At 72.7% G+C, this 25,457-nt stretch carries 21 protein-coding genes, 1 tRNA gene and 1 pseudogene; 9 read left to right on the plus strand and 14 right to left on the minus strand.

Annotation, left to right across the window (positions count from 1 at the left end):
* The 4 genes and pseudogenes from KHA85_RS10985 to KHA85_RS18310 form a co-directional block, all read right to left on the minus strand.
* Nucleotides 1–1,526 (minus strand): annotated as a pseudogene (locus KHA85_RS10985) (AMP-binding protein); the annotation flags it as partial.
* Between the two features lie 90 nt (nucleotides 1,527–1,616).
* A complete protein-coding gene (locus KHA85_RS10990) occupies nucleotides 1,617–1,823 on the minus strand; it encodes a hypothetical protein (protein ID WP_156509553.1) in 207 nt (68 codons plus the stop codon).
* Nucleotides 1,816–2,787: a WXG100 family type VII secretion target gene (locus tag KHA85_RS10995; protein ID WP_213185820.1), complete on the minus strand. Its 972-nt coding sequence runs from the start codon at nucleotides 2,785–2,787 to the stop codon at nucleotides 1,816–1,818. The genes KHA85_RS10990 and KHA85_RS10995 overlap by 8 nt, the downstream gene beginning before the upstream one ends.
* The gene (locus tag KHA85_RS18310; protein WP_272875143.1) at nucleotides 2,784–2,909 is read right to left on the minus strand and encodes a hypothetical protein; all 126 of its coding nucleotides are present in this window, start codon (nucleotides 2,907–2,909) and stop codon (nucleotides 2,784–2,786) included. Before KHA85_RS18310 ends, KHA85_RS10995 begins: the two co-directional genes overlap by 4 nt.
* A 384-nt stretch (nucleotides 2,910–3,293) precedes the next feature.
* Here KHA85_RS18310 and KHA85_RS11005 point away from each other — a divergent pair, with 384 nt between their 5' ends.
* Entirely contained in the window at nucleotides 3,294–4,352 is a 1,059-nt protein-coding gene (locus KHA85_RS11005; RefSeq protein ID WP_213185821.1) for an NAD(P)-dependent alcohol dehydrogenase, read from the plus strand.
* Between the two features lie 9 nt (nucleotides 4,353–4,361).
* On the opposite strand, the gene KHA85_RS11010 is transcribed toward KHA85_RS11005, so the two are convergent.
* Genes KHA85_RS11010 through KHA85_RS11020 form a run of 3 tightly spaced genes read right to left on the minus strand, consistent with a single transcriptional unit; the run spans nucleotide 4,362 to nucleotide 5,879 of the window.
* Entirely contained in the window at nucleotides 4,362–4,589 is a 228-nt protein-coding gene (locus tag KHA85_RS11010) for a hypothetical protein (RefSeq protein ID WP_007626596.1), read from the minus strand.
* A gap of 7 nt (nucleotides 4,590–4,596) precedes the next feature.
* Nucleotides 4,597–5,574 carry a WXG100 family type VII secretion target gene (locus KHA85_RS11015; protein ID WP_308936929.1) on the minus strand — a complete coding sequence of 326 codons (978 nt, stop codon included), beginning with the start codon at nucleotides 5,572–5,574 and terminating at the stop codon, nucleotides 4,597–4,599.
* Nucleotides 5,571–5,879: a hypothetical protein gene (locus KHA85_RS11020; RefSeq protein ID WP_007626600.1), complete on the minus strand. Its 309-nt coding sequence runs from the start codon at nucleotides 5,877–5,879 to the stop codon at nucleotides 5,571–5,573. Before KHA85_RS11020 ends, KHA85_RS11015 begins: the two co-directional genes overlap by 4 nt.
* A 210-nt stretch (nucleotides 5,880–6,089) precedes the next feature.
* On the opposite strand from KHA85_RS11020, the gene KHA85_RS11025 reads away from it, so the two are divergent.
* From KHA85_RS11025 to KHA85_RS11035, 3 genes are all read left to right on the plus strand, one after another.
* The gene (locus KHA85_RS11025; protein ID WP_213185822.1) at nucleotides 6,090–6,680 is read left to right on the plus strand and encodes an HD domain-containing protein; all 591 of its coding nucleotides are present in this window, start codon (nucleotides 6,090–6,092) and stop codon (nucleotides 6,678–6,680) included.
* A 4-nt stretch (nucleotides 6,681–6,684) separates the two neighbouring features.
* Nucleotides 6,685–7,551, plus strand: coding sequence for a T3SS (YopN, CesT) and YbjN peptide-binding chaperone 1 (locus KHA85_RS11030; protein WP_213185823.1), 867 nt, complete (start codon nucleotides 6,685–6,687; stop codon nucleotides 7,549–7,551).
* A 196-nt stretch (nucleotides 7,552–7,747) separates the two neighbouring features.
* Nucleotides 7,748–8,629: a manganese catalase gene (locus KHA85_RS11035; RefSeq protein ID WP_061916963.1), complete on the plus strand. Its 882-nt coding sequence runs from the start codon at nucleotides 7,748–7,750 to the stop codon at nucleotides 8,627–8,629.
* A 65-nt stretch (nucleotides 8,630–8,694) separates the two neighbouring features.
* Here the strand turns inward: KHA85_RS11035 and KHA85_RS11040 are convergent.
* From KHA85_RS11040 to KHA85_RS11070, 7 genes are all read right to left on the minus strand, one after another.
* Nucleotides 8,695–8,768: transfer RNA gene (locus tag KHA85_RS11040), tRNA-Asp, on the minus strand.
* A gap of 95 nt (nucleotides 8,769–8,863) precedes the next feature.
* Nucleotides 8,864–9,535 carry a hypothetical protein gene (locus KHA85_RS11045; RefSeq protein WP_213185824.1) on the minus strand — a complete coding sequence of 224 codons (672 nt, stop codon included), beginning with the start codon at nucleotides 9,533–9,535 and terminating at the stop codon, nucleotides 8,864–8,866.
* A 71-nt stretch (nucleotides 9,536–9,606) separates the two neighbouring features.
* A complete protein-coding gene (atzF, locus tag KHA85_RS11050; RefSeq protein WP_213185825.1) occupies nucleotides 9,607–11,355 on the minus strand; it encodes an allophanate hydrolase in 1,749 nt (582 codons plus the stop codon).
* Nucleotides 11,352–13,334 (minus strand): 5-oxoprolinase/urea amidolyase family protein, encoded by a 1,983-nt coding sequence (locus tag KHA85_RS11055; protein ID WP_213185826.1) that lies wholly within the window; start codon nucleotides 13,332–13,334, stop codon nucleotides 11,352–11,354. Before KHA85_RS11055 ends, atzF begins: the two co-directional genes overlap by 4 nt.
* A gap of 59 nt (nucleotides 13,335–13,393) precedes the next feature.
* Nucleotides 13,394–14,077 (minus strand): urea amidolyase associated protein UAAP2, encoded by a 684-nt coding sequence (locus tag KHA85_RS11060; protein ID WP_213185827.1) that lies wholly within the window; start codon nucleotides 14,075–14,077, stop codon nucleotides 13,394–13,396.
* Between the two features lie 11 nt (nucleotides 14,078–14,088).
* On the minus strand, nucleotides 14,089–14,979 hold the full coding sequence (locus KHA85_RS11065) for an urea amidolyase associated protein UAAP1 (protein ID WP_213185828.1): 891 nt from the start codon (nucleotides 14,977–14,979) through the stop codon (nucleotides 14,089–14,091).
* A gap of 6 nt (nucleotides 14,980–14,985) precedes the next feature.
* On the minus strand, nucleotides 14,986–16,524 hold the full coding sequence (locus KHA85_RS11070; RefSeq protein ID WP_070723148.1) for an amino acid permease: 1,539 nt from the start codon (nucleotides 16,522–16,524) through the stop codon (nucleotides 14,986–14,988).
* Between the two features lie 201 nt (nucleotides 16,525–16,725).
* Between KHA85_RS11070 and KHA85_RS11075 the strand changes: the two genes are divergently transcribed.
* From KHA85_RS11075 to KHA85_RS11095, 5 genes are read left to right on the plus strand one after another with little or no spacing between them, the layout of a single operon-like run.
* Nucleotides 16,726–17,628, plus strand: coding sequence for a putative nucleotidyltransferase substrate binding domain-containing protein (locus KHA85_RS11075; protein ID WP_213185829.1), 903 nt, complete (start codon nucleotides 16,726–16,728; stop codon nucleotides 17,626–17,628).
* The gene (locus tag KHA85_RS11080; RefSeq protein ID WP_213185830.1) at nucleotides 17,625–18,455 is read left to right on the plus strand and encodes a Fic/DOC family protein; all 831 of its coding nucleotides are present in this window, start codon (nucleotides 17,625–17,627) and stop codon (nucleotides 18,453–18,455) included. The genes KHA85_RS11075 and KHA85_RS11080 overlap by 4 nt, the downstream gene beginning before the upstream one ends.
* A complete protein-coding gene (locus tag KHA85_RS11085) occupies nucleotides 18,455–19,048 on the plus strand; it encodes a TetR/AcrR family transcriptional regulator (protein WP_213185831.1) in 594 nt (197 codons plus the stop codon). The genes KHA85_RS11080 and KHA85_RS11085 overlap by 1 nt, the downstream gene beginning before the upstream one ends.
* A gap of 35 nt (nucleotides 19,049–19,083) precedes the next feature.
* Nucleotides 19,084–22,026 carry a PD-(D/E)XK nuclease family protein gene (locus KHA85_RS18485; RefSeq protein WP_308936930.1) on the plus strand — a complete coding sequence of 981 codons (2,943 nt, stop codon included), beginning with the start codon at nucleotides 19,084–19,086 and terminating at the stop codon, nucleotides 22,024–22,026.
* The gene (locus KHA85_RS11095; RefSeq protein ID WP_213185833.1) at nucleotides 22,023–25,445 is read left to right on the plus strand and encodes a UvrD-helicase domain-containing protein; all 3,423 of its coding nucleotides are present in this window, start codon (nucleotides 22,023–22,025) and stop codon (nucleotides 25,443–25,445) included. The genes KHA85_RS18485 and KHA85_RS11095 overlap by 4 nt, the downstream gene beginning before the upstream one ends.
* Nucleotides 25,446–25,457 lie beyond the last annotated feature (12 nt).

Genomic DNA, 25,457 nt, shown 5'->3' on the forward strand with positions numbered 1-25,457 from the left:
GGCGGCCCCCACGCCCTGCCTGACAAGCTCCCGCTTGAGGATCTTGTTGGTCGCCGTGGTGGGCAGGTCCACGGAGATCCGGCCCCAGCGCGGCCACGCCTTGGGCGACAGGTCCGGCTGCGAGGCGAGGAACTGCTCGAAGGCGGCCGGCTCCAGCTCCGAGTCGTGGGGGGGACGATCGCCGCGGCGAGCTGGTCGCCCACCCCGCGCGGGTCCGGCAGCCCGTAGACCGCCACCCGGGACACCGCCGGGTGGCGGAGCAGGATCTCCTCGACGATGCCGGTGGCCATGTTCTCGCCGTCGACGCGCAGCCAGTCCCCGCTGCGGCCGGCCAGGTAGATGAAGCCGTCCGCGTCGCGGTAGGCCAGGTCGCCCGACCAGTACATCCCGTCTTTCATACGGTCCGACGTCGCCTTGTCGTCGTTGTAGTAGCCGGCGAAGAACCCCGCCCCTTGTGTGTTCACGAGTTCGCCCACACACTCGTCGAGGTTGGCGACCTTGCCGTCGTCGTCATATATCGCGCGCGGACAATCCTGGCCGGTGACGGGGTCGTACACGGCGACCCCCGGGAACGGCACCCCGATGGACTCGAGCGGCGACTCCTCGGTGCGGGTGATGATGATCGCCAGCTCCGTGGAGCCGTAGGCGTCCCAGACGCGGCAGCCGAAGCGCTCGGCGAACGCGGGGATGTCCTTGGCGGCGGCCTCATTGCCGAAGGCCGCGCGAAGGGTGGTCTGCGCGTCGTCCGGGCGGGCCGGGGTGTCGAGGATGTAGGCCAGCGGCTTGCCGACGTAGTTCATGTAGGTCACGCCGTAGCGGCGGATGTCGTCGCCGAACCGGGACGCGCTGAAGCGCCGGGCCAGCGCCATGGTCGCGCCCGCCGCGATGGCAGGGGAGAAGCCGCCCATGATGGCGTTGGAGTGGAACAGCGGCATCGACAGGTACGCGACGTCGTCCGGGGTCAGGCCGAAGTTCTGCGCGAGGTTCTCGCCGGACATCGTCACGGTGAAGTTGCCGACCTGCACCGCCTTCGGGTCGCCCGAGGTGCCGGAGGTGAAGATGAGCATGAACGGGTCCATCGCCTCGACCGGCGGCGGATCCTGCGGCGCCGACGAGGCCGCCACCAGGGCCGCCCACTCATCGGAGTCCGTGTCGACCACACTGACCTGCCCCAGGTCGAGTCCGTCGAGCAGGTGCTTGAGCTCGGAGTCCGTGAGGATGACCTGGCACTCGGCCTTGCGGATGTCGCGGGCGAGGCCCTCGCCGCGGCGGGTCGCGTTGAGGCCGACGGTGACGTAGCCGCCCGCCGCTCCGGCGGCCAGCGCGTAGAGCATCTCCGGCGTGTTCTCCAGCAGTGTCGCGACGTGGCGGGGGCGGCCGGGGTCCAGCATCGCGGTGACCGCGCCCGCGCGGGCGTCGGCGCCGGCGAGGTAGTCGCGCCAGGTGATCGAGGCGTCCTCGTAGCGGATCGCGGTGGAGTCCGAGTCGGCGTGGCGGCGGAGTTGTTCGCGGACGGTGTCGGCCATGTGGATTTTCCTTCACAGACGTGAGTGTGATCTGGTTCATAGACACATGGACTGACGGCCGTCAGTGGTTATCGACGGATGTGTTCGGCCTCAGCCCCAGCCCAGAAACGTGACGCCGAACCACGTCACGGCCAAGACGATTGGAGTGGCGATAAAAATGCCTCTGTTCATGTCGTTCTCCCACGCCATCTCCTTGAAAAGGCGCTTGAACTCCACCCACCGCGACTCCCAGTAACCCAGTTCGACGCCATCGGGTCCGACGAGGTTATCCCGCACGTACCACCGCTTCTTAGTCATCACCCATCACCCTCTCGTATCCCTTATCCGCTACCTTCTGGCCCAGGTAAGAGCCGACGGCGGCACCGATCCCGGCACCGACGATCGCACCGAACGGCCCGAGGAACGAGCCCGCCACTGCACCGGCCGCCGCGCCGCCGCCCGCTCCGCCCGCGAGTGCGCCCACTGTCTCTACTGCGGCCTCCGGCGCCTTCGTTTCCCCCCGGACATAGCCGTGCACGCCGTCATGGACTGTGACGAATGTCCCGAGAGGCCCCGCAGCTTTGCCGAGCCCCCTCAACCCGGCGGCTGCCGGTCGCCCGAAGTCATCCGGGGCGGGGTTCCTCACGTGCCTGCCCCGGGTTGCCGGATCGAGTTCGTCAGCACGCTTCGGCAGCGCTTCGGACATCGCCCCCGTCATGGCATCCACGCCACGGCCCGGCCACGGATCGTCCGGGCCCGGTATGGGCGAGCGGTCGACCGCCGGCGGGATCGCGTGGTGGAGTGCGCCCGTGATCTCGTCGATCTCCCGCGCATAGTGCTCGTCGAGCGAACGCACCGTCTCGATCGCGCCCCTGATCGCCTCGGCGTAAAGGTCCAGAGTCGCCTGGTCTGCATCTCCGCGATGACCGTCGACCCAGGTCAGCGAGTCGCCGAGGATCTGAAGACCGGCAGCCTCCGCGTCGGCGAGCCGGTCCTGCAGCGTCGCGAGCGCGGAGCGCAGCGCTTCGGCGGCCCGCCGCAACGCGTCCTCGAGGTCTTCGAGTCCCATCGCGAGCGCCGCGACGTGCCTCTTCTCGTTCTCCACCGCATCGAGAACCGCGTCGGCGGATCGTCCGTCCCACCCCTCGTCAAGCAGCCCGGCCCCGTCCTCCAGAACACGGCGGGCCCCGTCGGCCGCGGACACCCTCTTCGACACCGTCTCTCCCGCCGCCAGGACCGCCCCGGGGTTCCACCGGCGAAGTTCCCCCACTGCGTGATTCATCGCCCGGCCACCGATCCGAGTAGGGCGGCGAACTCCTCGTCGGAGGCCTCGAGGAACCGGTGCGCCTCGTGCGCGAAGTCCGCCAGGCCACCGAGCCGCCCGGCGCTCCGCGAGGCGCACACCGCTGCCGCGCCGCAGGCCCGGTCGAGAGCCTGCTGGATCGCCGACCCTCCGGGCAGACCCTCACCAGATCTTCGGCGACCTCGTCGAACGCGATGCTTCCGGACATCTCCCCGGCGTCGCGGAACACAGAGACCGCCTCCGCGATCTTCGCGGCGTCCGCCCTGATCGTCCCGTCGGGCACCTGAGCTCCTCGTCGTCGTCATACCCACGTCGTCACGTCCCAGCACGCTTAGCGGCCGTCACCCAGTACGACGTGCCGGGCGCGCCGAACGGTTCCCCTGAATTCGGTCGCGGTGTACCCCCTCGCCATCTGGGCAGACGACCTGTTCCGCGACGAATCGCTAGTGTGGCGACCTCACCACCCTCGATCTACGGGAGACCACATGGACGTCGCCGCCGTGACCGCCGTCGCACCGGACGCGCCGCTGGAGAAGACCACGATCCGCCGCCGGGACACCGGTGCCGAGGACGTGCTCATCGAGATCGAGTTCGCCGGCATCTGCCACTCGGACATCCACCACGCGCGAGGCGAGTGGGGCCGCACCGTCTACCCGGTGACGACGGGCCACGAGATCGTCGGGATCGTCCGCGAGGTCGGATCCGAGGTGACCCGCCACAAGGTCGGCGACCGCGTGGGTGTCGGCTGCCTGGTCGGCGCCTGCCACGAGTGCGCCGCGTGCGAAGCCGGCCAGGAGCAGGAGTGCGAGGTCGGAGCCACCGCGACCTACGGCTCGCCGCTGCCCGAGGGCGACCCGGAGGGCCCGGTCACCAACGGCGGCTACTCCACGCACATCGTGGTGGAGGAGCGCATGGTCGTCTCCGTGCCCGAGGGACTCGACCCGGCCGCCGCCGCGCCGCTGCTGTGCGCGGGCATCACGATGTACTCGCCCCTGCGGCAGTGGAACGTCGGCCCCGGCACGAAGGTCGCGGTGATCGGCATGGGCGGGCTCGGGCACGTGGGCGTGCAGCTCGCCGTGGCCATGGGCGCCGAGGTCACCGTGTTGTCCCAGAGCACCTCCAAGCGCGACGACTCGCTGAAGTTCGGCGCCGTGGAGCACTACGCGACCGCCGGAGACGAGGGCAGGGAGAACCTGCGGGCGCTCCGCGGGAGCTTCGACGTCATCCTCAACACCGTCTCCGCCAACCTGCCCCTGGACCGGTACCTCGCCCTGCTCAAGCCCCGCGGCGCCATGGTGGAGATCGGCATCCCGAGTGAGCCGATGTCCCTGCGGGCGGGGTCGGTGACCGGCGGCCGCAAGATCCTCACCGGCTCGATGATCGGCGGTATCCCCGAGACGCAGGAGATGCTGGACTTCTGCGCCGAGCACGGGATCACCGCGCAGATCGAACTCATCTCGGCCGATCAGATCAACGAGGCGTGGGACCGCGTGGTAGCCTCCGACGTCCGGTACCGGTTCGTGATCGGCGCCAAGACGTTCTAGGGGTGGGCGTCAGGTTTCACCGGTGAACCACATCCAGATGAATGTCGCCACGAATCCCACCGTCGAGAGGATGAGAACGGTCCGGCTGTAGTGATCCTCCCAGGCCATCTGGATGAACCGCCGCTTGAACTCTTCCCACTTGCCGTCCCAGAATCCGGGTTCCGGTTCCAGGGCGGGGTGTTCGTAGGGGTGCGGGTCGCGTTCCGACGGGTCGTCCCATCTCTGCCCATACCTCATGGTCGTGTCACCTCTCTGCCGTGTGGGCCCGGTACCGGTCGTGAGCCAAATCGCCCGCCTGCTGTCCCAGGTACGTCCCGACGGCCGCACCGATGCCGGCGCCGATGAACGTGCCGAGGGGACCGAACATCGTTCCTGCGACGGCGCCGGCTGCGGCGCCTCCGAGCGCGCCGCCACCCAGAGCCCCGAGGGTCTCCGCGACGGCCTCGCCGGTCGACGTCTTCCCCTGGGCGTGGGCCTTCACGCCGTCGTACACCGTAAGCCCGCCACCGACCGGACCGGCGACCCTACCGAGTCCCCGCAGTCCTGTCGCCGCGGCTCTGCCGAAGTCGTCAGGGGCCGGGTTGAGCATGTGCTTCCCCCGCGTCAGTGGATCGAGTTCATCGGCGACGTCCGGATAGCCCCGAGACGCGGCCCCAGTCATCGCGTCCACACCGCGACCGGGCCACGGGTCGTCCGGGCCCGGGATCGGCGACCGGTCGACCTCGGGTGGGATCGCGGCGTGCAGCCGGGCGGCGATCCCGTCTATCTGGCGCCCGTAGTGATCATCGAGGGAGCGCACGGTGTCGACCGCGGAGCTGATCGCCTCCGCATGCTCATCTACCGTCGAGTGATCGATGTCGTCGCGACCAGACAACGGACGCACCGACGATTCGCCCACCTGCAGTCCGGCTGCCTCGGCATCGGCGATCCGATCTCGAACCGTCTGAACTGCCGGCCCCAGCGCAGCGTGCGAGTTCCGGAGAGCATCAGCCAGATCCTCGAGTCCGTCAGCCAGCGTGCTGACGTGCGACTTCTCACATTCCACGGTGTCGAGGACGGCGTCAGCGGCCGCCCCGTCCCAGCCATCATCCAGCTCCACCGCACCGTCGACCAGGTCCCTCCGGAGGCCCTGCGCCACCGAGTGCTGCCGGCCGACCTCGCCGCCGGCCCCCGCCAATGCGGACACGTCCCAACGACGAATGTCCGCGACTGTCCAGCTCACCGCCGGGCCACCGCTGCGAGGAGAGCCGCGAAGTCCTCATCCTCGGCCTCGAGGAACCGGTGCGCCTCGGCCGCGAAGTCGGCCAGGCCCCCGAGCCGACCCGCGATTCTCTCGGCGCACACCGCTGCCGCACCGCACGCCCGGTCCACCGCCTGCTCGATCGCCGACCCGCCCGGAAGACCGCCGCCCAGCCGCGCCGCGACCTCGGGAAACATCACCTTCGTGGCCGCCTCCCCGCAGTCGCGGAACACCGAGACCGCGCTCGCGATCTTCCCGGCATCCGCCCTGATCGTCCCGTCGGGCACGAGCCCTCCTCGTCGTCGTTCCGGTTTACTACCGGGACGCCCCCGTGGCGTCCTCACCATGTACGACGCGCGCCCCACGCCGATCGGTTCCCCCGTGTCGTACCCGTGGTGTGTACTCGGGAGTGTGGAAGGGACACCGGTCACCGCCGGTTCCACCCACGACCCGGCGGCGTCGCCCGGCGTCGGGACCTCTCCCTCGAGGAGTGCACCATGTCGCTCACCTGGACCCCCACCCTCGACCGCGCGCTCGCGGTCGCCGCCCGCTGCCACGCCGGCCAGACCCGCAAGGACGACCCGACGCCCTACATCGCCCACCCGGTCGCGGTGGCGCTGATCGTCTCCGACTTCACCGACGACGAGGACGTGGCGGTCGCGGCGCTCCTGCACGACGTGCTGGAGGACGTGCCGCCATCGGTGTACTCGGCCGACGACATGACCGCCGAGTTCGGCGAGCGGGTCACGGAACTCGTCCGCGGGGTGTCCGAGGAGAAGACCGCCGGGGAGGAGACCCCGCCGTGGCGGGTCCGCAAGGAGGGCTACCTCGCGCGACTGGCCGAGGACTCCCACGAGTGCCTGCTCATCTCGGCCGCCGACAAGATTCACAATCTGCGCTCGATGGTCACCGCGCACGAGCGGCTGGGCGGTGACATGTGGGGCCTGTTCAACGCCGGGCCGGAGGAGAAACTGTGGTTCTACCGCGCGATCGCCGACGCCGTCGCCGAACGGCTCGGTGACTGCACCGCCTCGCGAGAACTCCGCCGGGCGGTCGACGACGTGGCCGCCCTCGCGCCGGTGGGGTGACGTCATGCAGGACCACCGCCTCGGACCGGGTAGCGCCTCCCTGCGCCCGGCGGACGACCCGTGGCACGACTTCGAGCACACCCTCACCGGACATCTCCGCAGGCCCGGGGCGGTGGGCGCGATGGAGTTCCGCGCACCGTCACAACCGTCCGGCGGACAGGGGCGGTGCACCGTCCAACTGGCGGCGGGCGGGGCGGTCGCCTGGGTGACCGCCCGCCCCGCCGGGCACGACCTCGTCGAGGAGATGATCGCGCACACCGCCCCCACCGCGCCGGCGCCTATCGCCCGGGCGGTGGTCGACGCCTGCCGCGACCGGCTGGGAGTCCCACACCCCCAGTTGCTCACCCTCCGGAGCGAGGGGACGGTCGGCCGCTATACCGGCGCGCTCAGGCTCATCCGGTCCGATTCCGTACCCGTCGGACGCGACCCCGCCGACTACCCCAACCCGATCGACGTGGCCGTCGAGGTCGAGGACCACGTGGACGCCCGCGAGCGGTACGAGGCGATCATCGAACAGGTGACCGGCCGGCCGTGCGTGGTAGACGAGCTCGGCCACCTGGTCTTCGACCACGTCGGCCACCGGATGCACGTCTCGTTCACGGAGGACGAGCCGTTCGCCCGCATCTGGGCGTGGGTCGTCCGAGGTGTGCGTTCCCGCGCCGAGGCCGCTCTGGAGATCGCGCGCCTCAACCTGGACGACGACCTCACCTCGTGGGTCCTCGACGGTCGCCACGTCATGCAGCGCACCACCGTGCCCGTCGCCCCGTTCCTGCCCCGCCACGCCCAGCACGCACTCGAGCACTTCCTGCTCACCTACGCTGCCACGCGCGGCCAGGTCGCAGCGCGGTTGGGCCCGCGTACGCGGAGTTAACGCAAGTTTCTTCGGCCGCCTCTCGCGGCCCATCGACCCGACATGGCCAGCAACCCCTGATTCTGGACGCTTACCCATGACAGTGGCACGGTCCCGGGAGCGGTTGTACCCCGCGTAGGCCGCCCGAGCCTCGACATACGCCCGAGTGGCAATCCGCCGAGGCCGCCCGGACACCGCGCACGACCGAAGGAGATGCATGTTCATCCACAAGCAGAAGCTCCAGTTCCAGTCGAAGCCCGAGAAGCCCGACGCCGTGTACGCCCGCAAGCTGCAGGAGGTGATCGGCGGCCAGTACGGCGAGATCACCGTCGCCATGCAGTACAGCTTTCAGGCGTGGAACGCCCACATCCCGGGCAAGTACCGTGATCTGCTGTTCAGCACCGCGGCCGAGGAGTTCGGCCACGTCGAGATGCTCGCGACGATGGTCGCCCAGCTACTCGAGGACGCCCCGCTCGGCATCACCGAGGCCGCCGTCCAGAACGACCCGGCCGTCGCCGCGGTCATCGGCGGCACCGACGTCCAGCACGGCATCGTCGCCGGCGCCGGCGCCCGACCCGTCGACTCCATGGGCAACCCGTGGTCCGGCTCGTACGTGACCGCCAGCGGCAACCTCCTCGCCGACATGTGGTCCAACGTCAACGCCGAGTCGCAGGGCCGCGTCCAGGTCGCGCGGCTGTACCACATGACTGACGACCCGGGCATCCGTGAGCTGCTGTCGTTCCTGCTGGCCCGCGACACCATGCACCAGAACCAGTGGCTCGCCGCGGTCAACGAGCTGCAGGCCGAGGGCCTGGAGGAGCTGCCCGTGCCCTCGAACTTCCCCAAGTCGAAGGAGGCCGCGGAGCACGCGTACACGATGTACAACTTCTCCGACGGCGCCGCCGCGGCCGAGGGCTCGTGGGCCTCGGGCCCGACGCCCGACGGTCATGGCGAGTTCTCGTACTCGCCCGAGCCGCTCGAGGGCCCGCCGATGCCGCCGCCGACCCACCCGGACGCCCGCTTCTACGGCACCACCGAGCTGCCGAACACGGTCGAGAAGGCCGCCGGCACCGTTCAGGACAAGTTGAACAAGGAGTAGTCGGCGGCCCGGCCGAATGAGAGCGGGCGCATCCGGTGTGTACCGGATGCGCCCGCTTCCTGCTGCGACCCTGACGGGACTCGAACCCGCGACCTCCGCCGTGACAGGGCGGCGCGCTAACCAACTGCGCCACAGGGCCGTGCTTTTCGCACGAGAGGGAACATTAGCGGAAAGAGCGGCCCTAGGGGAAAACGGGCCCCGCGGAGGTGGCGCGGCGCTCGCGATCCGGGCGCCTCACCCGGTCCAGAGGACGAGCATCGGTTGGCTCGAGATGAGCTCCCCGCCCTGGTAGATGCTCATCCCCGACGCGTCGATCGAGTAGAGGACGTCATTGTTCGTGACCACCGCCCCGCTCCTGGTGACGGTGGGGTCGTCGATCTCCACACCCGCCCCGCCCGACGAGCCGCGGTAGTAGTACCGGCCGTTGTCGGGGTTGACGCAGATGGAAAACGACGCCTGCGTCGTGCGCCCGATCATGGCCGCCGGGTCGCCGGCGTTGCAGCGGGCCTGGCGGTCGGAGAGCCACCCGGACGAGTCGGCCCCGACGGGCTGACCGCCGCCGCGTGGGAGCCGGGGCGCCGGCGCCTCACGGGTGACGGTGACGGTCTCGCGTGGCGGCGGGGTGGTGTAGGCGGTCTCGGTCACCGGAGGCGGTGGCGACGACGTAGACGGTGACGACGACGACGAGGACTGCGCTGCCGCGACGCCCGGCCCGTCACCGGGGATTCCGCCGGGGCGGAGGGTGAGGTAAGCGATCACTCCGAGGAGGGCGACCGCGAGGACCGTCAGTACGGCGACGAGGGCGATCACCGCGCCGGGGGTCCCGCGCCGCGGCGTGGGCTCGTAGGTGGGCGTGTGCCACTGCCCGTCGGGCCCCCACCGCCCGTCACCGGAGTTGTACGTCATCACCGACTCCCCTCATAGGCAGACCGTAGCGGTGTGCGCCGGCTGTCGGACGATCTCCGCGGTACCCGCGGTCACCCGATCGGCCACTCCCCGATAGCGGTGAGGTCCTCCGCGGCCGCGGTCACCGCGGTGGGCTCGCAGGCGAAGCCGACGGCCTCCGAGCCGTCAGCGAGGGTCACCCGGCCGAGCTGCATGGGTCTGGGCAGCTCGTCGAGGAACGCGCCGAGCGCCGCCGGGGACATCGTCCACCTCTCGCCGAGCAGTTCCGCGCCCTCGGCGTGCCGCAGGACGCCGGGCTTGGGCGGGTCCGTGTCAAGCCGGTACATCCGGTAGTCGGCGCTGGACCGCACGACGCCACGCCAGACCGCGCCGCGTCCGGTGAGCTGGTGCTCGAGCGGGCCGCCCCGGCGGTGGGCACCGAACACCACCAGGTCCACGGTCGGCGCGCCCGCGCCCAGGGGCCACGGTTCGAGCGGCTCGGTGGCGGCCTCGCGCTCCCCGGCGAACTCTGCCGCGAGGGCCGCCGCGATGTCGGCCACCACGCCGTCGTGGAACGGCCTGCCCACCACGGTGACGCCGAACGTCGCCGTACCGCGGTCCGCCTCGTCCACCTCTCCCGCCGGGACGGCCACCGCGCAGAGGTCGAAGAGGTTGCAGAAGTTCGTGTAGGTCCCCATCCGGCTGTTGAGGGCGACCGGGTCGGCCTGCACCTGCGCGATCGTCGGATGGAACGGCGCCGTCGGCACCAGCAGCGCCGCCGCGCCCAGGCGGTCGAGCTCGGCCAGGGCCCGGCGGCGCAGCGCCTCGACGGTCCGCCGGTCCCGCAGCAGGTCCACCGCCCGCACATCGCGGGCGGGCGCGATGATGCCGCGCACGGTCGGATCGATACCGGCATCGGCGGCCCCGTCGGCCCCGTCGAGGAAGGCGCCGACCGCCTCGTACCGCTCGGCGACGAGCGCGCCGTCGTAGAGCAGCCGGGCGGCGGCGAGGAACGGCGCGAGATCGATCTCCACCACGCGGAACCCGCGGTCGCGGGCCGCGTCGACGGCCGCGGCGAACGCCTCGGCCCAGCCGGGCGCCATGGCGGTCAGCTCGCGCGGGACCGCGATCGTCGCCCCCGGCGCCGCGGCGAGCGGGGCGTCCGCGGGCCAGCTCCGCGTGTCGTCGCCGCCCGCCATCACGCCGGTCGCACGGGAGGCCGTGCGCACGTCGCGGGCGAAGATCGTCACGCAGTCGTAGCTCGCGCAGGCCGGGACGACGCCGTCGGTGGAGACCACGCCGAGGCTGGGCTTGATCCCCACGATGCCGTTGAGTGCGGCGGGGATCCGCCCCGACCCGGCGGTGTCGGTGCCGATCGCCAGATCGCAGATGCCCAGTGCGACCGCCACCGCGGATCCCGAGCTCGACCCGCCCGAGACGTGGTCCGGCCGGTGCGCGGCCCGCACGGCGCCGTAGGGACTGCGGGTGCCGACCAATCCGGTCGCGAACTGGTCGAGGTTGGTCACCCCCACCACCACCGCACCGGCCGCGCGCAGACGGGCGACGGCGACCGCGTCCTGCTCCGGGACGGAGGCGAACCCCGGGCACGCGGCGGTCGTGGGTATCCCGGCGACGTCGACGTTGTTCTTGACCGCCAGCGTCATCCCGGCGAGGGGCCCGCCGGCGGCGAGGGAGGCCGCCATGTCGGCGATGATCGCCTCCCGGTCGCGCACCTGCAGGAACACCTCCGGCCGGTCGGCCTCCGCGAGTCGGGTCAGCACGGCGTCGACCAGTGACGCGGCCCGGTCCCGGAGCGTGGCAGCCGTCGTCGCGGCGCTCACGCGCTGAGCTCCCCGCTGGCGGCCCAGCGCGCGAACTCCTCGGCACGGGCGTGCTCCATGCGGCGCCTCGCGGAGGCGATGGAGTCGGCCTCGCGCTCGCAGAAGGCGTTGTGCTCGGCCAGGGAGAACGTGCCGTCGGTGATGTCGACGCGCCCGCGCCCGGCGGCGGTGTCGGCCCGCAGGTCGGCCAGCTCCTCGGAGGTCACCGGGTACCAGGAGATGCGGTCGAAGTGCCGCAGCAGCCACGGGTGCTCGGCGTCGAAGCCCGGTGCCGGCTCCGGGTGTCGGTGGTTCCACACCTGGGTGGTGCGGCCCACGAACTGGTAGCCGCCGGGCCCCTCCATCCCGTAGATGCACAGGTACGCGCCACCGATACCCACAGAGTTCTCGGCAGTCCACGTCCGGGCGGGGTTGTACTTGGTCGTCACCAGGCGGTGACGCGGGTCCAGCGGCGTGGCGACGGGCGCGCCCAGGTAGACGTCCCCCAAGCCCAGGACCATGTACTCGGCCTCGAAGACGGTGCGGTACACGTCGTCGGCGGTCTCCAGCCCGTTCATCCGGCGGATGAACTCGATGTTCCACGGGCACCACGGGGCGTCGTCGCGCACGCCGTACATGTAGCGCTCGATCGCCTCCCGGGTGGCGGGGTCGTCCCAGCTCAGGGGGAGTCGGACGTGACGGCTCCGCACGACCAGCGACTCGGCGGCGGGCAGGGCGGCCTCGGCCTCACGCAGGGCGTCCAGGGTCGACGACACGGTGCTGCGCCCGGGGGTGATCTTGACCTGCAGCGACCGGATGCCCGGGGTGAGGTCCTGCTGTCCGGGCACGGGGTTGGACAGCAGGTGCAGGTAGAGGGCGTGCGCGCGGGCGCGGAGCTCCAGGTCGAGCTCCATCCGCCCGTATTCGACCAGGACGTTGTCGTCCCCGCCTCGGCGGTAGGTGATCTCGGTGAGCCCGTCCGCGGTGTGCCCGCGGCCCAGCACGCCGTCGTCGCGGTCCCCGCCGTCGCCGAGGACGTACGGACGGCCCGCGCCCCGCGAGCCCCCGGCGCCGACCCGGTCGCGCACGGCGTCCACGCGGACCCGCACGAACCGCACGGTGTCGCCCGGCGCCAGTTGCCCGAGCTTCCACCGGTCGCTGCTGACCACCGTGACCGGGCAGACGAAGCCGCCCAGGCTCGGGCCGTCCGGACCGAGCAGGATCGGGGTGTCGCCGGTGAAGTCGAGCGCGCCCACCGAGTAGGCGTTGTCGTGGAGGTTCGACGGGTGCAGCCCGGCCTCGCCGCCGTCGGGCCGGGCCCACTTGGGGCGCGGGCCCTCGAGCCGGACGCCGGTGCGGTCGGAGTTGAAGTGCACGGTGTAGGTAGCCGCGTACAGCTCGTCCATCCCGGCCCGGGTGAGGAACTCGGGTGCGCCGTGGGGCCCCTCGGCGACCGCGATGTGCCAGTGGTGGCCGATGGCGGGGATCTCCTCGGCGCAGATCCGGCGGGGCGTCGCGGGCCCGGGCTCGCCGACGGCGAGCGTGTCCCCGGTGGTGAGGGCGCGGCCCTCGTGGCCGCCGAACCGCCCCAGGGTGAAGGTCGACGACGACCCGAGGTACTGCTCGACGTCGATCCCGCCCCGCACCGCCACGTAGACGCGCATCCCGGGGCCATCGATCACCGGGATGTCCAGCACCGACCCGGCCTCCAGGGCGACCGGCTTCCACTGGGCCACCGGCCGCCCGGCCACGGTGGGCCGCACGTGCGCGCCGCCCACGCACACGGTGACCGGGGCGTCCGCCCGGAGCCGGAGGCCGCCGCGCGTGCACTCCAGGCCGGCGGCGCCCTCGGGATTGCCCACGGCGATGTTCGCCAGCCGCAGCGACTGGTCGTCTATCGCTCCGGAGGGAGGGACGCCCACCCCCCAGTACCCGACGCGGCCGGGCCAGTCCTGGACGGTGGTGATGAGGCCGGGGGCGAGGATCTCGAGGCTGGTCATGGCGGGTGCTCCTGTGGTGACGGGTGGCGGGTCGGGCCGGCGCGATCAGGCCGCGGGGATCAGGCGGTGACGATCATCCGGACGGGCGTCGGGTCGAAGCCGTTGCACGGGTTGTTGATCTGCGGGCAGTTGGAGACCAGCACGATCAGGTCGCGGTCGGCGCGCAGCGCCAGGCTCTTGCCGGGCGCGGACCGGCCGTCGACGATCCCGAGCGTCCCGTCGGCGTCGACCGGCACGTTCATGAAGAAGTTGACGTTGGGGACCAGGTCCCGCTTGCCGAGCCCGTGCCGGGCGCCCTCGCGCAGGAAGTTCTCCACGCAGGCGTGCTGGTGGCGGGTGTGGTGGCCGTAGCGCAGGGTGTTGGATTCCTGCGAGCAGGCACCGCCGAGGGTGTCGTGGTTGCCCACCTCGTCGGCGGTGATCGTCACCAGCGGCTCGCCGTCGTCGTCGCGCAGGACGCTGCCGGTGGTGAGGAAGATCGAGCCCTGGGCCGCGACGGTCGCCGGTGCGCTGTAGCGGCGGGTGGTGTCGTGCGCGTCGTAGAAGAGGGTGTCGACGGCCTGGTTGCCCTCGAGGTCGACGATGGTCAGCGTCTGGCCCGCCTCCAGGACGTGGGACCAGGCGGCGCGGGCGGCCACGGTCTCATCGGCCAGGACCTCCCCGCCTCCGAGCGCGAGGCCGGCGGCGTCGGCGGTCCGAGGATCAACGGTTCGGGGATCGGCGGTGACGGTCGAAGGTGTCATGACGGTGCTCCTCAGGCGATCGGGGCGGTGGCGAGCGGGGCGGCGGCGCGGTGGGCGGCCTCGGAATTGACGAGTGCGCGGCGGTACTCCATGTCCTGCGCGACTCCCGGCAGCGAGTCCTCCACCAGGGTGTCCAGGTCCTCGGGGGCGCTCCAGGCCAGCAACTCCACGGTCCCGGCGCGATACTCCCCCGAGGGGTCGAGCGGGTGGTCGGCGACCGCCACGGCCAGCACAACGGGTAAGTGGACGACGAGGTCGATCGCCGCCCCCGCACCCGCGTTTCCGGTGGACACCAGCGAACCGTCCGTGTCCACCCGGATCCCGTGGAAGAACGACACGGTGTGCGGCATGTCGCGCTCGCCCAGCCCGTGCTTGAGCGCCGCCAACAGCAGCAGTTCCCGTCCGGCCGGAGACTCCGATTCCGGCGCCCCGGCCCCGTACCGGGCCGTGTTCCCCGCTAGGGTCGAGGCGCCGCACAGCGCATCGTGGTGACCGGAGGTGTCCGCGACGATCGTCGCGAGCACGCGCCCCTGGTCCGACAGCAGCGGATGGCCGGTCCCGAGGTAGGCCTGCCACGGGACCTTCACCGTGTCGGCGGTGTTGAGTCGCTCCCAGGGCGCGTCCGCGCGCCACATCATGAGCGAGGCGCAGGCCGTGCCATCCCTGTCGGTGAGTCGGATCCGGGTGCCCCGGGCCAGGGTCACCGCGGTGTACCGGCCACCGGGGATGGACTCTGCCCACGTCAGGCGGTCAGCCGGGACGTCCGTCGGTGGGTGGGGCCAGTCGGTGGCGGGGACGACCGGCATGGCGTCGGTGATCATGCCGGCCTGGGCGCGGGCGTGCTGGCGGGCACCCGAGGTGGTGGATGTGCCTGCGGGACTGGATGCGGTGGTGCTGGTCATGACTGGTCACTCTCCGATCTGAACGGGATTGGGGTGGGTCTTGCCGCGGGGGAAGCACAGGACGCCGAGCCCGACGACAGCCACGACGGTCGCCACGCCCGCCCACCGCAGCCAGGGCGTCTCGCCGGACGGGTCGAAGATCTCGGCCCGTGGCCAGGCGAGGTTGATGGTCATGAGCAGTCCGTACGCCACGGCGAGGACGTTGACGGGGATCCCCCAGCGGCCGAGCGAGAACAGGGGCCTGCCCTCGGCGTCGGTGAGCCGGGGGCCGTTCGGCCACCCCTTGAGTCGACGCATGAGCAGCGGTCCGGTCACGCAGAGGTAGGCCAGGTAGATGAGGATGATGCACACCGAGGCGAGCGTGGCGAAGATCGCGGAGTTGCCGACGTTGACCAGCAGGATGCCCATGCAGGCCAGTCCGATCAGAACGGACGGCGCGATCGGGGTCCCGGTCCGCGGGTGGACGCGCGAGAGAGTCGTCGAGAACGGGAGCCTGCCGTCGCGTGCCATGGAGAACATGAGCCGGGTGGCGGCGGTCTGGATGGCGAGGGTGCAGATGAAGATCGCGACGACGACGTCGGCGAGGAGCACCTTCCCCCAGAAGTTCCCGAGGACCGAGTTAAGTACGTAGGGAAGGCCCTCGGTCGCCAGACGCCCGTCGGTGAGGCTGGGCGCGGCCATGAGCGCTCCCAGGATCATCAGTCCACCGCCGATGGCGGAGACGGTCAGTGCCATCCGGATCGTCCGGGGCGCGATGCGGCGGGGATTGACCGTCTCCTCCGCGAGCTCGCCGGCCGAGCCGAACCCCACCATGACATAGGCCGCCATCAGTCCCGAGACCACCCAGGCCCAGATGTACCCGGGTTGATCCCCCATGCCCGCGGTGTCGAAGACGACCTGGGGGCCGCGGACCGCGTGGGTGAACAACGCGAGGACCACGGCGATCACACCGACGATCTCGCACGTCACGCCGATGTTGTTGACGTAGGCCATCCACCGGACGCCGATGGAGTTGATCACCGTGGTGATGACGAGCAGGACCGATCCCAGCAGGACGGCGTTCGTCGATCCGGATGGTGAGGTCAGCGCCGGGTCGTCGCCGATGATCTGGAAGCCGGACCAGATGCTCGGAAGGACGACCTGCAGGGCGATGGCCGCCGCCGAGGCGGTGACGATCTGGGCGAGGATCATGAACCACCCGCCGAACCACCCCACGATCTCCCCGCCCATCCGGCGGGACCACTGGTAGATCGCGCCCGAGATCGGGTACCTGGCCGCCAGTTCGGCGAAGCACAACGCCACGAGGAACTGGCCGGCGAAGACGATCGGCCAGGTCCAGAAGAAGGCGGGGCCTCCGAACCCGTACCCGAGGCCGAACAGCTGGAAGATGGTGGTGAGGATGGAGACGAACGAGAACCCGGCCGCGAACGAGGCGAACGTCCCGAGGCTGCGGTGGAGCTGCTGTTCGTAGCCGAAGTCCGCGAGGTCGTCGTGGTCGCCCCGGCACTGCGGAGCCGGGGCGGTGAGTCCGGTCGGATCGCTCATGTGGCGGATCTCCTCTCGGGGCGGGGGCGGTGCGACGGGCGGGTCGGTGCGACCCGGGATGCGGCGGCGCCGTTTCCTGTCAGGCGATAGTTTTCTCGCCGCGCATGACACCCGGGTTGCGCGATGTTTCGTTCCCATTAACAGGCCCTCACGCCGCCCCCGACCCCGCCCGCAGGGGCGCTGACGTGGTCGAATGTGCTCATGACAGCCGACCGCCCAACAAAGGCCGACCGCCCACGCGCGTGGTCCGACGGGTTGCGGCGCGAGCTGGCCGCCCGGCTCGATCCGGCCGTGGCGACCGCGGTGTGGGTGACCGGATCGGTGGGTCGCTCAGAGGCCGTCCCCGGGAGCGATCTGGAATCCCTCGCCGTCGTCGTCGACCCCGACACCCGTGCGGTACACCGCGCCGTGGCCGCCACAGACCTGTCGGGCGCGCCGTGGTTCGCCGAGACCTCCGCGGCGTCGGCCGCCGACCCCCGCCTGGTCCGCACGGCCGCCGGGTGGTCCGCCGCCGCCGACGGCTGGGCCGCCGACCCCGCCCGCGACCTGGGGGTGGTCCACCTGGGCCTGCTCGCCGACGCCCGCCCCCTGACCGACGGCCACGACGACCCGGAGTTCCTCCCCCGGCTGGCCGCCGGCGCCGTGCGCGCGCACCCCACGGTGCTCGCCGACGTCCTCGCGGACGCCCTGGCGACCCGGGCCTCGGTACCGTCCCGGCTTCGGCTGCCGACCCGCGCCGATCCCGTGGTGGACCTCAAGGCGACCGTCCTCACCCCGGTCGTCAAGCTCGCGCGGTGGGCCGCCCTGCGTGCGGGGGTCACCGCCACCGCCACCGACGCGCGTCTCGACCTCGCCGCCGATCCCGACGTCCTCCCCGCCGACCGGTGGGAGGCCCTGCGCGAGGCCGCCCGCGTCGCCGCCCGGCTCCGGTGGGAGGTCCGGCTCCGCGCCGACGCCGACGGCCCCGGGACCGACCGGGTGCCGCTGTCCGGCCTCACCGCTGCCGAGCGCGCCGGGCTGCGGGCCGCCGCGCGCGAGATCGCCGGCGCGCAGCGCACCCTCGACTACCTGCGGTCGACCGGCCAGTTCCGGCAGCCGGGATGACGCGCCACCCGGCCACCGCGGCGATGCTCGCGGTATCCGCGCTCGAGGGATGGGGCCCCGGGGACCACGACGACGAGGTGCTCGGACTCGTCGACCGGGGCGTCTCCGGTCGGCTGATCCGCCTCCGCGTCCTGGAGGCGATACCCGCGGAGGCCCGCCGGCGACCCGGTCCGCGGGTCCTGGCCCGTCGCGCCCCGTACCTCTACCGGGGGACGCGGGTGCTGCAGAACTCCCTCGGGATCACCTCGGCCGGGGCTCTCGCGCGGGCGGAGGCCCTGCTCGTCGTCGCCGCCGGGGCACGCCTCCTGCGCGCCCCGGGGCCCGCGCCGGGGACGGTGTCCGACGTCCACGCCGCGCTGTTCGGAGACGTGTACGCCTGGGCCGGGCGGCCGCGCATCGTCGACCTCAGCCGGCGGGGATCGGTGTTCGCGCCCGCCTCCCGCGTCCCGGCCCTCGTCGCGCCCCTCGAGCGGCCCGCGCGGATCGTCGCCGACGCGCTGGCCTCCGCGCCGGCGGCCGCGCCCCGCCGGACGGTCGCCGCCCTGGCGCTGGCCGACTGGTACGCGCGGTTCAACCACGTGCACCCGTTCCGCGAGGGCAACGGCCGCGCGGCCGCCGTGGCCGCGACGCTCGCCGCGCGCGCCCACGGCCTCGACCTGGACTTCGGCCGCACCTCGCGCGAGATGTGGGTGCAGGCCGCCGTGTCCTCAATGCCCGCCCCGCCCCGCCGCTCGGTCGATCCCACGGCGCACCGGTTCGAGTTCCTCCGTGTGACGATCGACGACAGTGTCACGATGGACCGGACCCCGACCCGGAGGACGCCCTGATGTACTCGCCCGGCCGACCCCGCCTCGTGGACCGGCGGCGCCCCGGGGCCACGCCGGCCGACGAGATCCTCGACGCCGCGGCGGAGCTGTTCACCACCCGCGGGTACACGGCCACCTCCACCCGGGCCATCGCGGACGCCGTCGGACTCCGTCAGGCGTCCCTCTACACGCACTTCCCCACCAAGGCCGCGATCCTCTGCGCGCTGCTCGACGCGACGGTGGCCCCGGCGCTCGAGCACGCCCGCCGGCTCCGCGCCGGGGGCGGGGACCCGCGCGAGACGCTGCTGACGCTGGCGACGCTCGACGTCGAGGGCCTCCTCGCCTCGCGGTGGAACGTCGGGATGCTCTACGTGCTGCCCGAGGTGGCGGGGGACGAGTTCGCGGAGTTCCGGGACGCACGCTCGGAGCTCCGGGAGATCTACCGCGAGCTCGTCGCCCTGTGCCGCCCCGACCTCGACGCCGACGATCCGGCGCTCGACCTGCCGTTCCGCGTGGTCGAGGCGGTGATCGCGCACCGCCAGGACCACCCGTCCGTCCCCGTCGACGCGGCGCGGTGGGGCCGGGCCGCGGCCCGGGCGGTCGGGCTCGGGTGAGCGGCCGTGTCGGACCCGTGGTGCACCATGGCGGTGTGACCGGATCCCAGGCTCATCCCCCCGCCCTCGTCGCCGAGGTCCGCCGCCTCCGGGCGGCCGATCCGCTCGGCCGGATCACCGTGATCGTGCCGTCGTTCGGGGCCGCCCGGGACCTGGTCCGCGCGCTGGCCTTGTCCGGCGGCGCCGTCAACGTGGCGGTCCGGACCGCCGCCCAGGTCGTCGACGAGCTGTCCGGACCGGTGCTCGCCCCGCGGGCCGCGGTGCCGTTCCCGCTCCTGGCCGCCGCCGTGGACAAGGCGCTCGACGCGGATCCGGGCCGCCTGGCCGCCGTGGCCGCCGAGCCCGTCACCGGGCAGGCGGTGGCCCGTGCGTGCCTGCGCCTGGGGACCGTCGAGCCCGGGTCGGTCACCGCCGAGACACCGCTGCACTCCGAGGTGCTCCGCCTCGCCGCCGAGGCGCACGAGATGACGGGCGGCGCCTACTACACGCAGTTCGAGGCGGTGACCACCGCGCTGGAACGGCTGGACGACCTGGGCCGGGTCGTGCTCGCCGCGCCGCTGCGGGGCACGCACGCCGAGCGGCGGCTGCGGGTCGCGCTCGCCGAACGCGGCGTGACGCCCGTTGCCGGCACCGGGTCGGACCATCTGGCCTCCGCCGCGGAGCCCGCGTCCGGGGACGCGGTCACCGGGACCCACGTCCTGCACGCGTCGGACTCGGACGACGAGGTGCGGGCGGTGGTCCGCTTCGTCCGCTCCCGCCTGGCCGAGGGGGTCCCCGGCCACCGGATCGGCGTCTACTACCCGTCCCCGGACCCCTACCTGCGCCTGCTCCACCGGGCGTTCGCCGAGGCGGGGATCGCCGTGTACGGGCCCTCCGACTCGACGTTGGGTCGCTCCCCCGCCGGCCGGTCACTGGTGCGCCTGCTGCGCCTGGACACGTCGGTGATGCCGCGGGCGGAGCTGCTGTCGATCATCGCCGAGGGCTCGGTCACCCCCCTCGACGACTCGGGGGCCGCCGTGTCGTCCCGGCGCGTCGAGAGCCTCACCCGCACCCGCTTCCCGGTGATCGGCGGCGGCGACTGGGACCGGCTGGACGAGCACCTGCGCACCGAGCCGGAGGCATCGGGCGAGTCGGAGGTGCTGGGTGAGTCGGACCGCGCGGCCGCGTCGGCCCTGCTGCGGTTGATCCGCCTCATCCGGTCCGGGTTGGCCGCGGTCGACGCCGCCCGGACCTGGACGGAGGCCGCCGACGCGGTGCGCGGCCTGGTCACGGCGGCCTTCCGGCAGGGCCCGGACCGCGCGGCGGTCCTCGCGGTGGTCGGCGCCCTGGCCGACCTCGACGCCATCGCACCCGCCATCACCCGGGACCGCGTGGCGGGCGCCGTCACTGCCCGTCTCGACCCGGTGGGCGACCGGGTCGGCGAGGAGGGCGCGGGCGTGGCCCTCGGGCCGATCGACGACGCCGTGGGCCGCGACCTGGACACGGTCTGCGTGGTGGGGATGGCCGAGGGGCTGCTGCCCGTCCTCCACGCGCCCGACCCGCTGCTGCCCGAGGGATCCGTCGAGCCCCCGTCGGCCGAGGTGCTCGACGAGCGCTACCGCGTCCTCCAGCTCGCGCTGGCCGCCGGCTCGGAACGCCGGCTGTGCTCGTTCCCCCGCGGTTCGATGCGCGGCGGTGGGGACCGGATCCCGTCCCGCTGGCTGCTCCCCACGCTCTCCCGGCTCGTCGGCTCGCCCGTCCACGCCACCCGCTGGCAGGAGGACGTGGCCGGGTGCGCTGCCGTGATCGGCGTGTCCTCGTTCGTCGACGGGGTCCTGGCCCCGCCCGTGGCCCTGGGGACCGACCCGGCCACCCGGACGGAACTACGGCTTCGCGACCTCGCCGCCGGCGGGTGGCGCACGCGCCCCGACGCCCCCGCGCTGCTCGTGGCCGCCCACGAGATGCGCCGCGACCGCCGACAGGGCCGGTTCACCCGGTTCACGGGCGACGTGTCGTCGGCCGCCGACCTGCTCACCGTCCTCGAGCAGCCCCTCTCCCCGACCCGGCTCGAGGACTGGGCCCAGAGCCCCTACCTGTTCTTCCTCTCCACCGTCCTGCGGGTGCGCACGCTCGACGATCCGGCGGCGGACATCGAGATGGACCTGCGCGACTATGGCGATCTGGTCCACGCGATCCTCCAGCGGTACGTCTCCGCCCGGATCGAGAGCGGCTCCGGGCCGGACCGGGACCTGCTCATGGCGGCCCTCCGGCACGAGTGCGAGGCCGCGATCGCCGCCTCTCCCGGCCTGGTCGCCTCCCTGTGGCGCCGACGCGAGATGATGCTCGCCGCCGAGCTCGACCGGTGGTTCGCCGAGGACAGCGCCGACTTCGACGCCGGCTGGCGGCCGGCCGCGACGGAACTCGGGTTCGGGCGGTCGGACGGCGACGGCGCGGTCGTCGAGATCCCGTTCGAGGTGTCCACGTCGACCGGCACGGCGACCGTGCTCCTGGCCGGGTCGATCGACCGACTCGACGTGCGCGCGGGCACGCAGCGCGTCACCGATTACAAGACCGGTAGGCCTCCCGAGGCGGAGGCCCGCCCGACCGTGGACGATCCCACCCTCCACGGCACCCGTTTCCAGCTGCCCCTCTACGCCGCGGCCGCCCAATCCGCCGGGCGGGCACCGGTGAGCGGGGCCCGGTACTGGTACTGCACCGAGCGCGGGGAGTTCGAGCAGATCTCGCTCGACATCACCGAGGACGTCATGGACCGCGTCCGCGAGGACGTCGGCCACCTGATCGACGCCCTCCAGCGCGGGTGGTTCCCGCTCAAGGGCGGCCGGGGCTCCTCGCGCGATCTGGCGAACCTGCTCGGCGGCGACGAGCTGGACCGCGCATGGGAGAAGCTGTCGGGCCAGGAGCCGATCTCGTCCCACCCCGCGTTCGCGGGCTTGGTCGCCGCGGTGACCACCGAATCCGAATCGGAGACGACCTCATGAGCCAGCTCCCCGACCAGGCCGCCCGCGACCGCGTCGAAACGGACACCGCCGCCACCCTGTTCGTCGAGGCGGGGGCCGGGACCGGCAAGACGTACGCCCTCGTCCGCCGTCTCAGCACGCTCCTGCTGGACGACGCGGTGCCGATCGACCGGATCGCCGCCATCACGTTCACCGAGAAGGCGGCCGCCGAGCTGCGCGACCGGCTGCGCGTCCACCTGGTGGAGCGGCGCGCGGAGGGTGATACCCGCGCGGACAAGGCCCTGGCCGGGCTCGACACGGCCGCGATCGGGACCCTGCACTCCTTCGCGCTGCGCCTGCTCTCCGAGAACCCGCTCGAGGCCGGGATCCCGCCCAAGGTGACCGCCCAGCAGGACACCGCTGAGGCCGCGGCCGTCGAGGCGCTGTGGCAGGAGTGCGCGACCGTCCTGTTCGGCAGCGGCCCGACGGCCGAGCGATCCGGGAACCTGGCACGGGCCGTCGACGACATGCTCGACGCGGGCGTCAGCCCTCTCGCCTTCCGCGAGGTCGTCGTGGCCCTGCACCGCGACTGGGACCGCCTGCCCGGCGAGCCCCTGTACTCCGGGCCGGCCGAACTGCCCGGGTCGCCGGACCTGTCGGAGGTCGTCGCCGCGATCGGATCGATCGTGGGGTGGCGTGACTCGTGCCGGGACGAGACGGACCTGTTCTACGAGACCCTCGGCAAGCACCAGGCGTGGCTGGAGAGTCTCGAGGCCGCTACCACCGATCCGGCCGCGTCCCCCACCTGGGTCGAGCTCCTCGCCAAGCCGGTGGGGGTCGGGCGCGGCGGTAAGGGCGCCAGCTGGGGCGGGAAGGACGTGCTCGACTCCATCAAGGAGGAGATCAGGCAGCTGCCCGAGCTGTGCGGTGAGGTCCTCGCCGCGCACTGGCGCCCACGGATCGCCCTCGTGCTGGACGCGCTGATCCCCGTCGTCCGCAGGCACGCCGACGAGCGGCGCCGCCACGGGACGCTCCAGTTCCACGATCAGCTGGTCCTGGCCCGCGACCTCCTCCGGAACGAGGCCGTCCGCGACCGGGTGCGGGAGCGCTACCAGCGGATCCTCATCGACGAGTTCCAGGACACCGACCCCATCCAGCTGGACCTGGCCGAACTGCTCACCTCCGGGCCGGGAGGGTCGGGGACCGAGCCCGGGCGCCTGTTCACCGTCGGCGATCCCAAGCAGTCCATCTACCGTTTCCGGCGTGCGGACATCGCGACGTACCTGCGCGCCCGGGAAGGGGACGGCGGTGCCACGAGCGGGGTCGAGGTGGAGCGGCTGAGCACCAACTTCCGCTGCTCGCGCGCCGTGCTCGACTGGGTCAACGACGTGTTCTCCGAGGTCCTCACCGCGACCGACGGCGTCCAACCCGAGTACCGCGCGCTGGAGCCCGCGCCCGGTCGCCCCGCGCACGACCCGGCGCACGGGCCGCGTCCGTTCGTCTTCCGCACCGAGGACGTCCCCCCGCACTGCCCGCCGGAGGCGAGTGACGACCACACCCGTCACTGGATCGAGGCCGCGGACGTGGCCCGCGTGATCGTCACCGCCATCCGCGAAGGCTGGACCCACGAGTCGAAGAACGGCGAGCAGACCCCCCTTCGTCTCGGTGACATCGCGATCCTCCTGCCGTCGCGCGGATCGCTGCCCATGCTCGAGACCTGCCTCGATCACGCCGGGATCGACTTCCGGACCGAGGCGTCCTCGATCGTCTACGGGACTCCGGAGGTCCGCGATCTCCTGCTGGCCGTCCGTGCCGTGGCGAACTCCGCCGACGAGGCGTCACTCGTGGGTGCCCTGCGCTCGCCCCTGTTCGGCTGCGGTGACGACGACCTGGTGCGCTGGCGCGCCGGTGGCGGCAGCTGGACACTCACCGCCCCCGCCCCTGCCGACCTCGTGTCGTCGCCGGTCGCCGAGGGCATGCGGTACCTCTCGGCCCTCGACTGGTCCACCAGGCGGCCGGGCGAACTCCTCGAGAGGCTCGTGCACGACCGGATGGTCTTCGAGTCCGTCGCCGAGTCCCCCAGGCGGCGTGACCTGTGGCGGCGGATCCGGTTCGTGATCGAGCACGCGTGGCAGTGGGAGGAATCTGCGGCCGATCCCGCCCGCGCCGACCTGCGGGAGTACGCCGACTGGGCGATGGCGCTGACCGCCGAGGACGCCCGCGTGCCCGAGGCCGCGATCCCCGAGATCGGCGTCGACGCGGTGCGCATCACCACCATTCACGCCTCCAAGGGTCTCGAGTACCCGATGGTCGTTCTCGCCGGCATGAGCCGTAAGTGGCCCGATGACCGGTCCCGCCTGCTCTGGACGCAGGACGAACCGCCGCGGCCCGCGGCGTCGTTCTCGGCGATCGTCCGCGATCCGGACTTCCGCCGCGCCGCCGCGCGCGAGGCCGAACACTCGCTGGCCGAGCGGATCCGCCTGCTCTACGTGGCCACCACCCGCGCCGAGAGCCGGCTGGCGGTCTCGGGGCACGGCTACGTGCTGACCCAGAAGAAGACCCCCAAGAAGCTGTGGGGGTCGCTGCTCGGGTCGATCGTCGAGGTGCCCGACGCGCCCGCGCTGGTGGAGTACGGCGAGAACCTGCTCGAGGCGGCGGCCGCGCCGGAGGTCGACGTGCCCGACGAGGCCGGGTGGACCGAGCGCACCCGCGAGATCGCGGCCCGGTCCGCCGAGCGTGCGGGCTGGTCGGCGACCCGGATCGTACACCCCGACGTGGTGGACGCCGCACCAGGAGACGAGGACGTCGAGCGCCAACCGTCCCTCCCCCAGCAGCTGGCCGCCGCGCTGCGGGAGCGGTTCGCACCGGCCCCGGCCCGGCCGGAGGAGCTGCCGCCCAGGCCGCGGTACACACCGGTCGCCTCCGGGCCCGACGTCGGCACCGCCGTGCACCACCTGGCCGAGCACACCGATCTCACTCGACTGCTCGGACCGGCTGCCGACCCGGACTCCGCAGTGGCGGACTGGGACCGGTGGGCGGCCGACCAGCTGGTCGCCCTCGGACTGGGCGGTGGCCTCCAGGGCAGCCGCAATCCCGAGGCGGTCGCCGAGATGGTCTCGGTCGCGCGCACCGCGCTGACCTCCGAGCCCGTCAGGCGAGCCGCGAGCAGGACACACTGGGCCGAGTTGCCCGCCGCCGGAGCCCTGGCCACGGCGGACGGGACGCGGGTGGCGGTGGACGGTGTCGTCGACCTCGTGGTGCAGGAGGACGACGGATCGCTGTCGATCATCGACTACAAGACCGACGTCGCCGTCACCACCGACACCGTCGACGAGTACCTGCTCCAGTTGTGCGCGTACGCCGAGCTCCTCGGTGGCTCCACCGGCAGGAGCGTCTCGCGGATCGAGCTGGTCTTCTGCCGGGGAGCCCGGCCGACGGTCGTGGCGCGCGACCTCGGCTGAGCCCTGGGTGGG

It is taken from the genome of Dietzia massiliensis, from assembly GCF_018390595.1.
In the GTDB taxonomy this organism is placed as follows: Bacteria; Actinomycetota; Actinomycetes; order Mycobacteriales; family Mycobacteriaceae; genus Dietzia; species Dietzia massiliensis.

What these genes read in the sequence shown, in the direction of transcription:
- KHA85_RS10995 (WP_213185820.1), bottom strand. Translation starts at nt 2,787, where the DNA reads ATGAATCACGCAGTGGGGGAACTTCGCCGGTGGAACCCCGGGGCGGTC.
- KHA85_RS11025 (WP_213185822.1), top strand. Translation starts at nt 6,090, where the DNA reads ATGTCGCTCACCTGGACCCCCACCCTCGACCGCGCGCTCGCGGTCGCC.
- KHA85_RS11030 (WP_213185823.1), top strand. Translation starts at nt 6,685, where the DNA reads ATGCAGGACCACCGCCTCGGACCGGGTAGCGCCTCCCTGCGCCCGGCG.
- KHA85_RS11035 (WP_061916963.1), top strand. Translation starts at nt 7,748, where the DNA reads ATGTTCATCCACAAGCAGAAGCTCCAGTTCCAGTCGAAGCCCGAGAAG.
- KHA85_RS11085 (WP_213185831.1), top strand. Translation starts at nt 18,455, where the DNA reads ATGTACTCGCCCGGCCGACCCCGCCTCGTGGACCGGCGGCGCCCCGGG.
- KHA85_RS11065 (WP_213185828.1), bottom strand. Translation starts at nt 14,979, where the DNA reads ATGACCAGCACCACCGCATCCAGTCCCGCAGGCACATCCACCACCTCG.
- KHA85_RS11070 (WP_070723148.1), bottom strand. Translation starts at nt 16,524, where the DNA reads ATGAGCGATCCGACCGGACTCACCGCCCCGGCTCCGCAGTGCCGGGGC.
- KHA85_RS11095 (WP_213185833.1), top strand. Translation starts at nt 22,023, where the DNA reads ATGAGCCAGCTCCCCGACCAGGCCGCCCGCGACCGCGTCGAAACGGAC.
- KHA85_RS11075 (WP_213185829.1), top strand. Translation starts at nt 16,726, where the DNA reads ATGACAGCCGACCGCCCAACAAAGGCCGACCGCCCACGCGCGTGGTCC.
- KHA85_RS11060 (WP_213185827.1), bottom strand. Translation starts at nt 14,077, where the DNA reads ATGACACCTTCGACCGTCACCGCCGATCCCCGAACCGTTGATCCTCGG.
- KHA85_RS10990 (WP_156509553.1), bottom strand. Translation starts at nt 1,823, where the DNA reads ATGACTAAGAAGCGGTGGTACGTGCGGGATAACCTCGTCGGACCCGAT.
- KHA85_RS11045 (WP_213185824.1), bottom strand. Translation starts at nt 9,535, where the DNA reads ATGACGTACAACTCCGGTGACGGGCGGTGGGGGCCCGACGGGCAGTGG.
- KHA85_RS11005 (WP_213185821.1), top strand. Translation starts at nt 3,294, where the DNA reads ATGGACGTCGCCGCCGTGACCGCCGTCGCACCGGACGCGCCGCTGGAG.
- KHA85_RS11055 (WP_213185826.1), bottom strand. Translation starts at nt 13,334, where the DNA reads ATGACCAGCCTCGAGATCCTCGCCCCCGGCCTCATCACCACCGTCCAG.
- KHA85_RS11010 (WP_007626596.1), bottom strand. Translation starts at nt 4,589, where the DNA reads ATGAGGTATGGGCAGAGATGGGACGACCCGTCGGAACGCGACCCGCAC.
- KHA85_RS11080 (WP_213185830.1), top strand. Translation starts at nt 17,625, where the DNA reads ATGACGCGCCACCCGGCCACCGCGGCGATGCTCGCGGTATCCGCGCTC.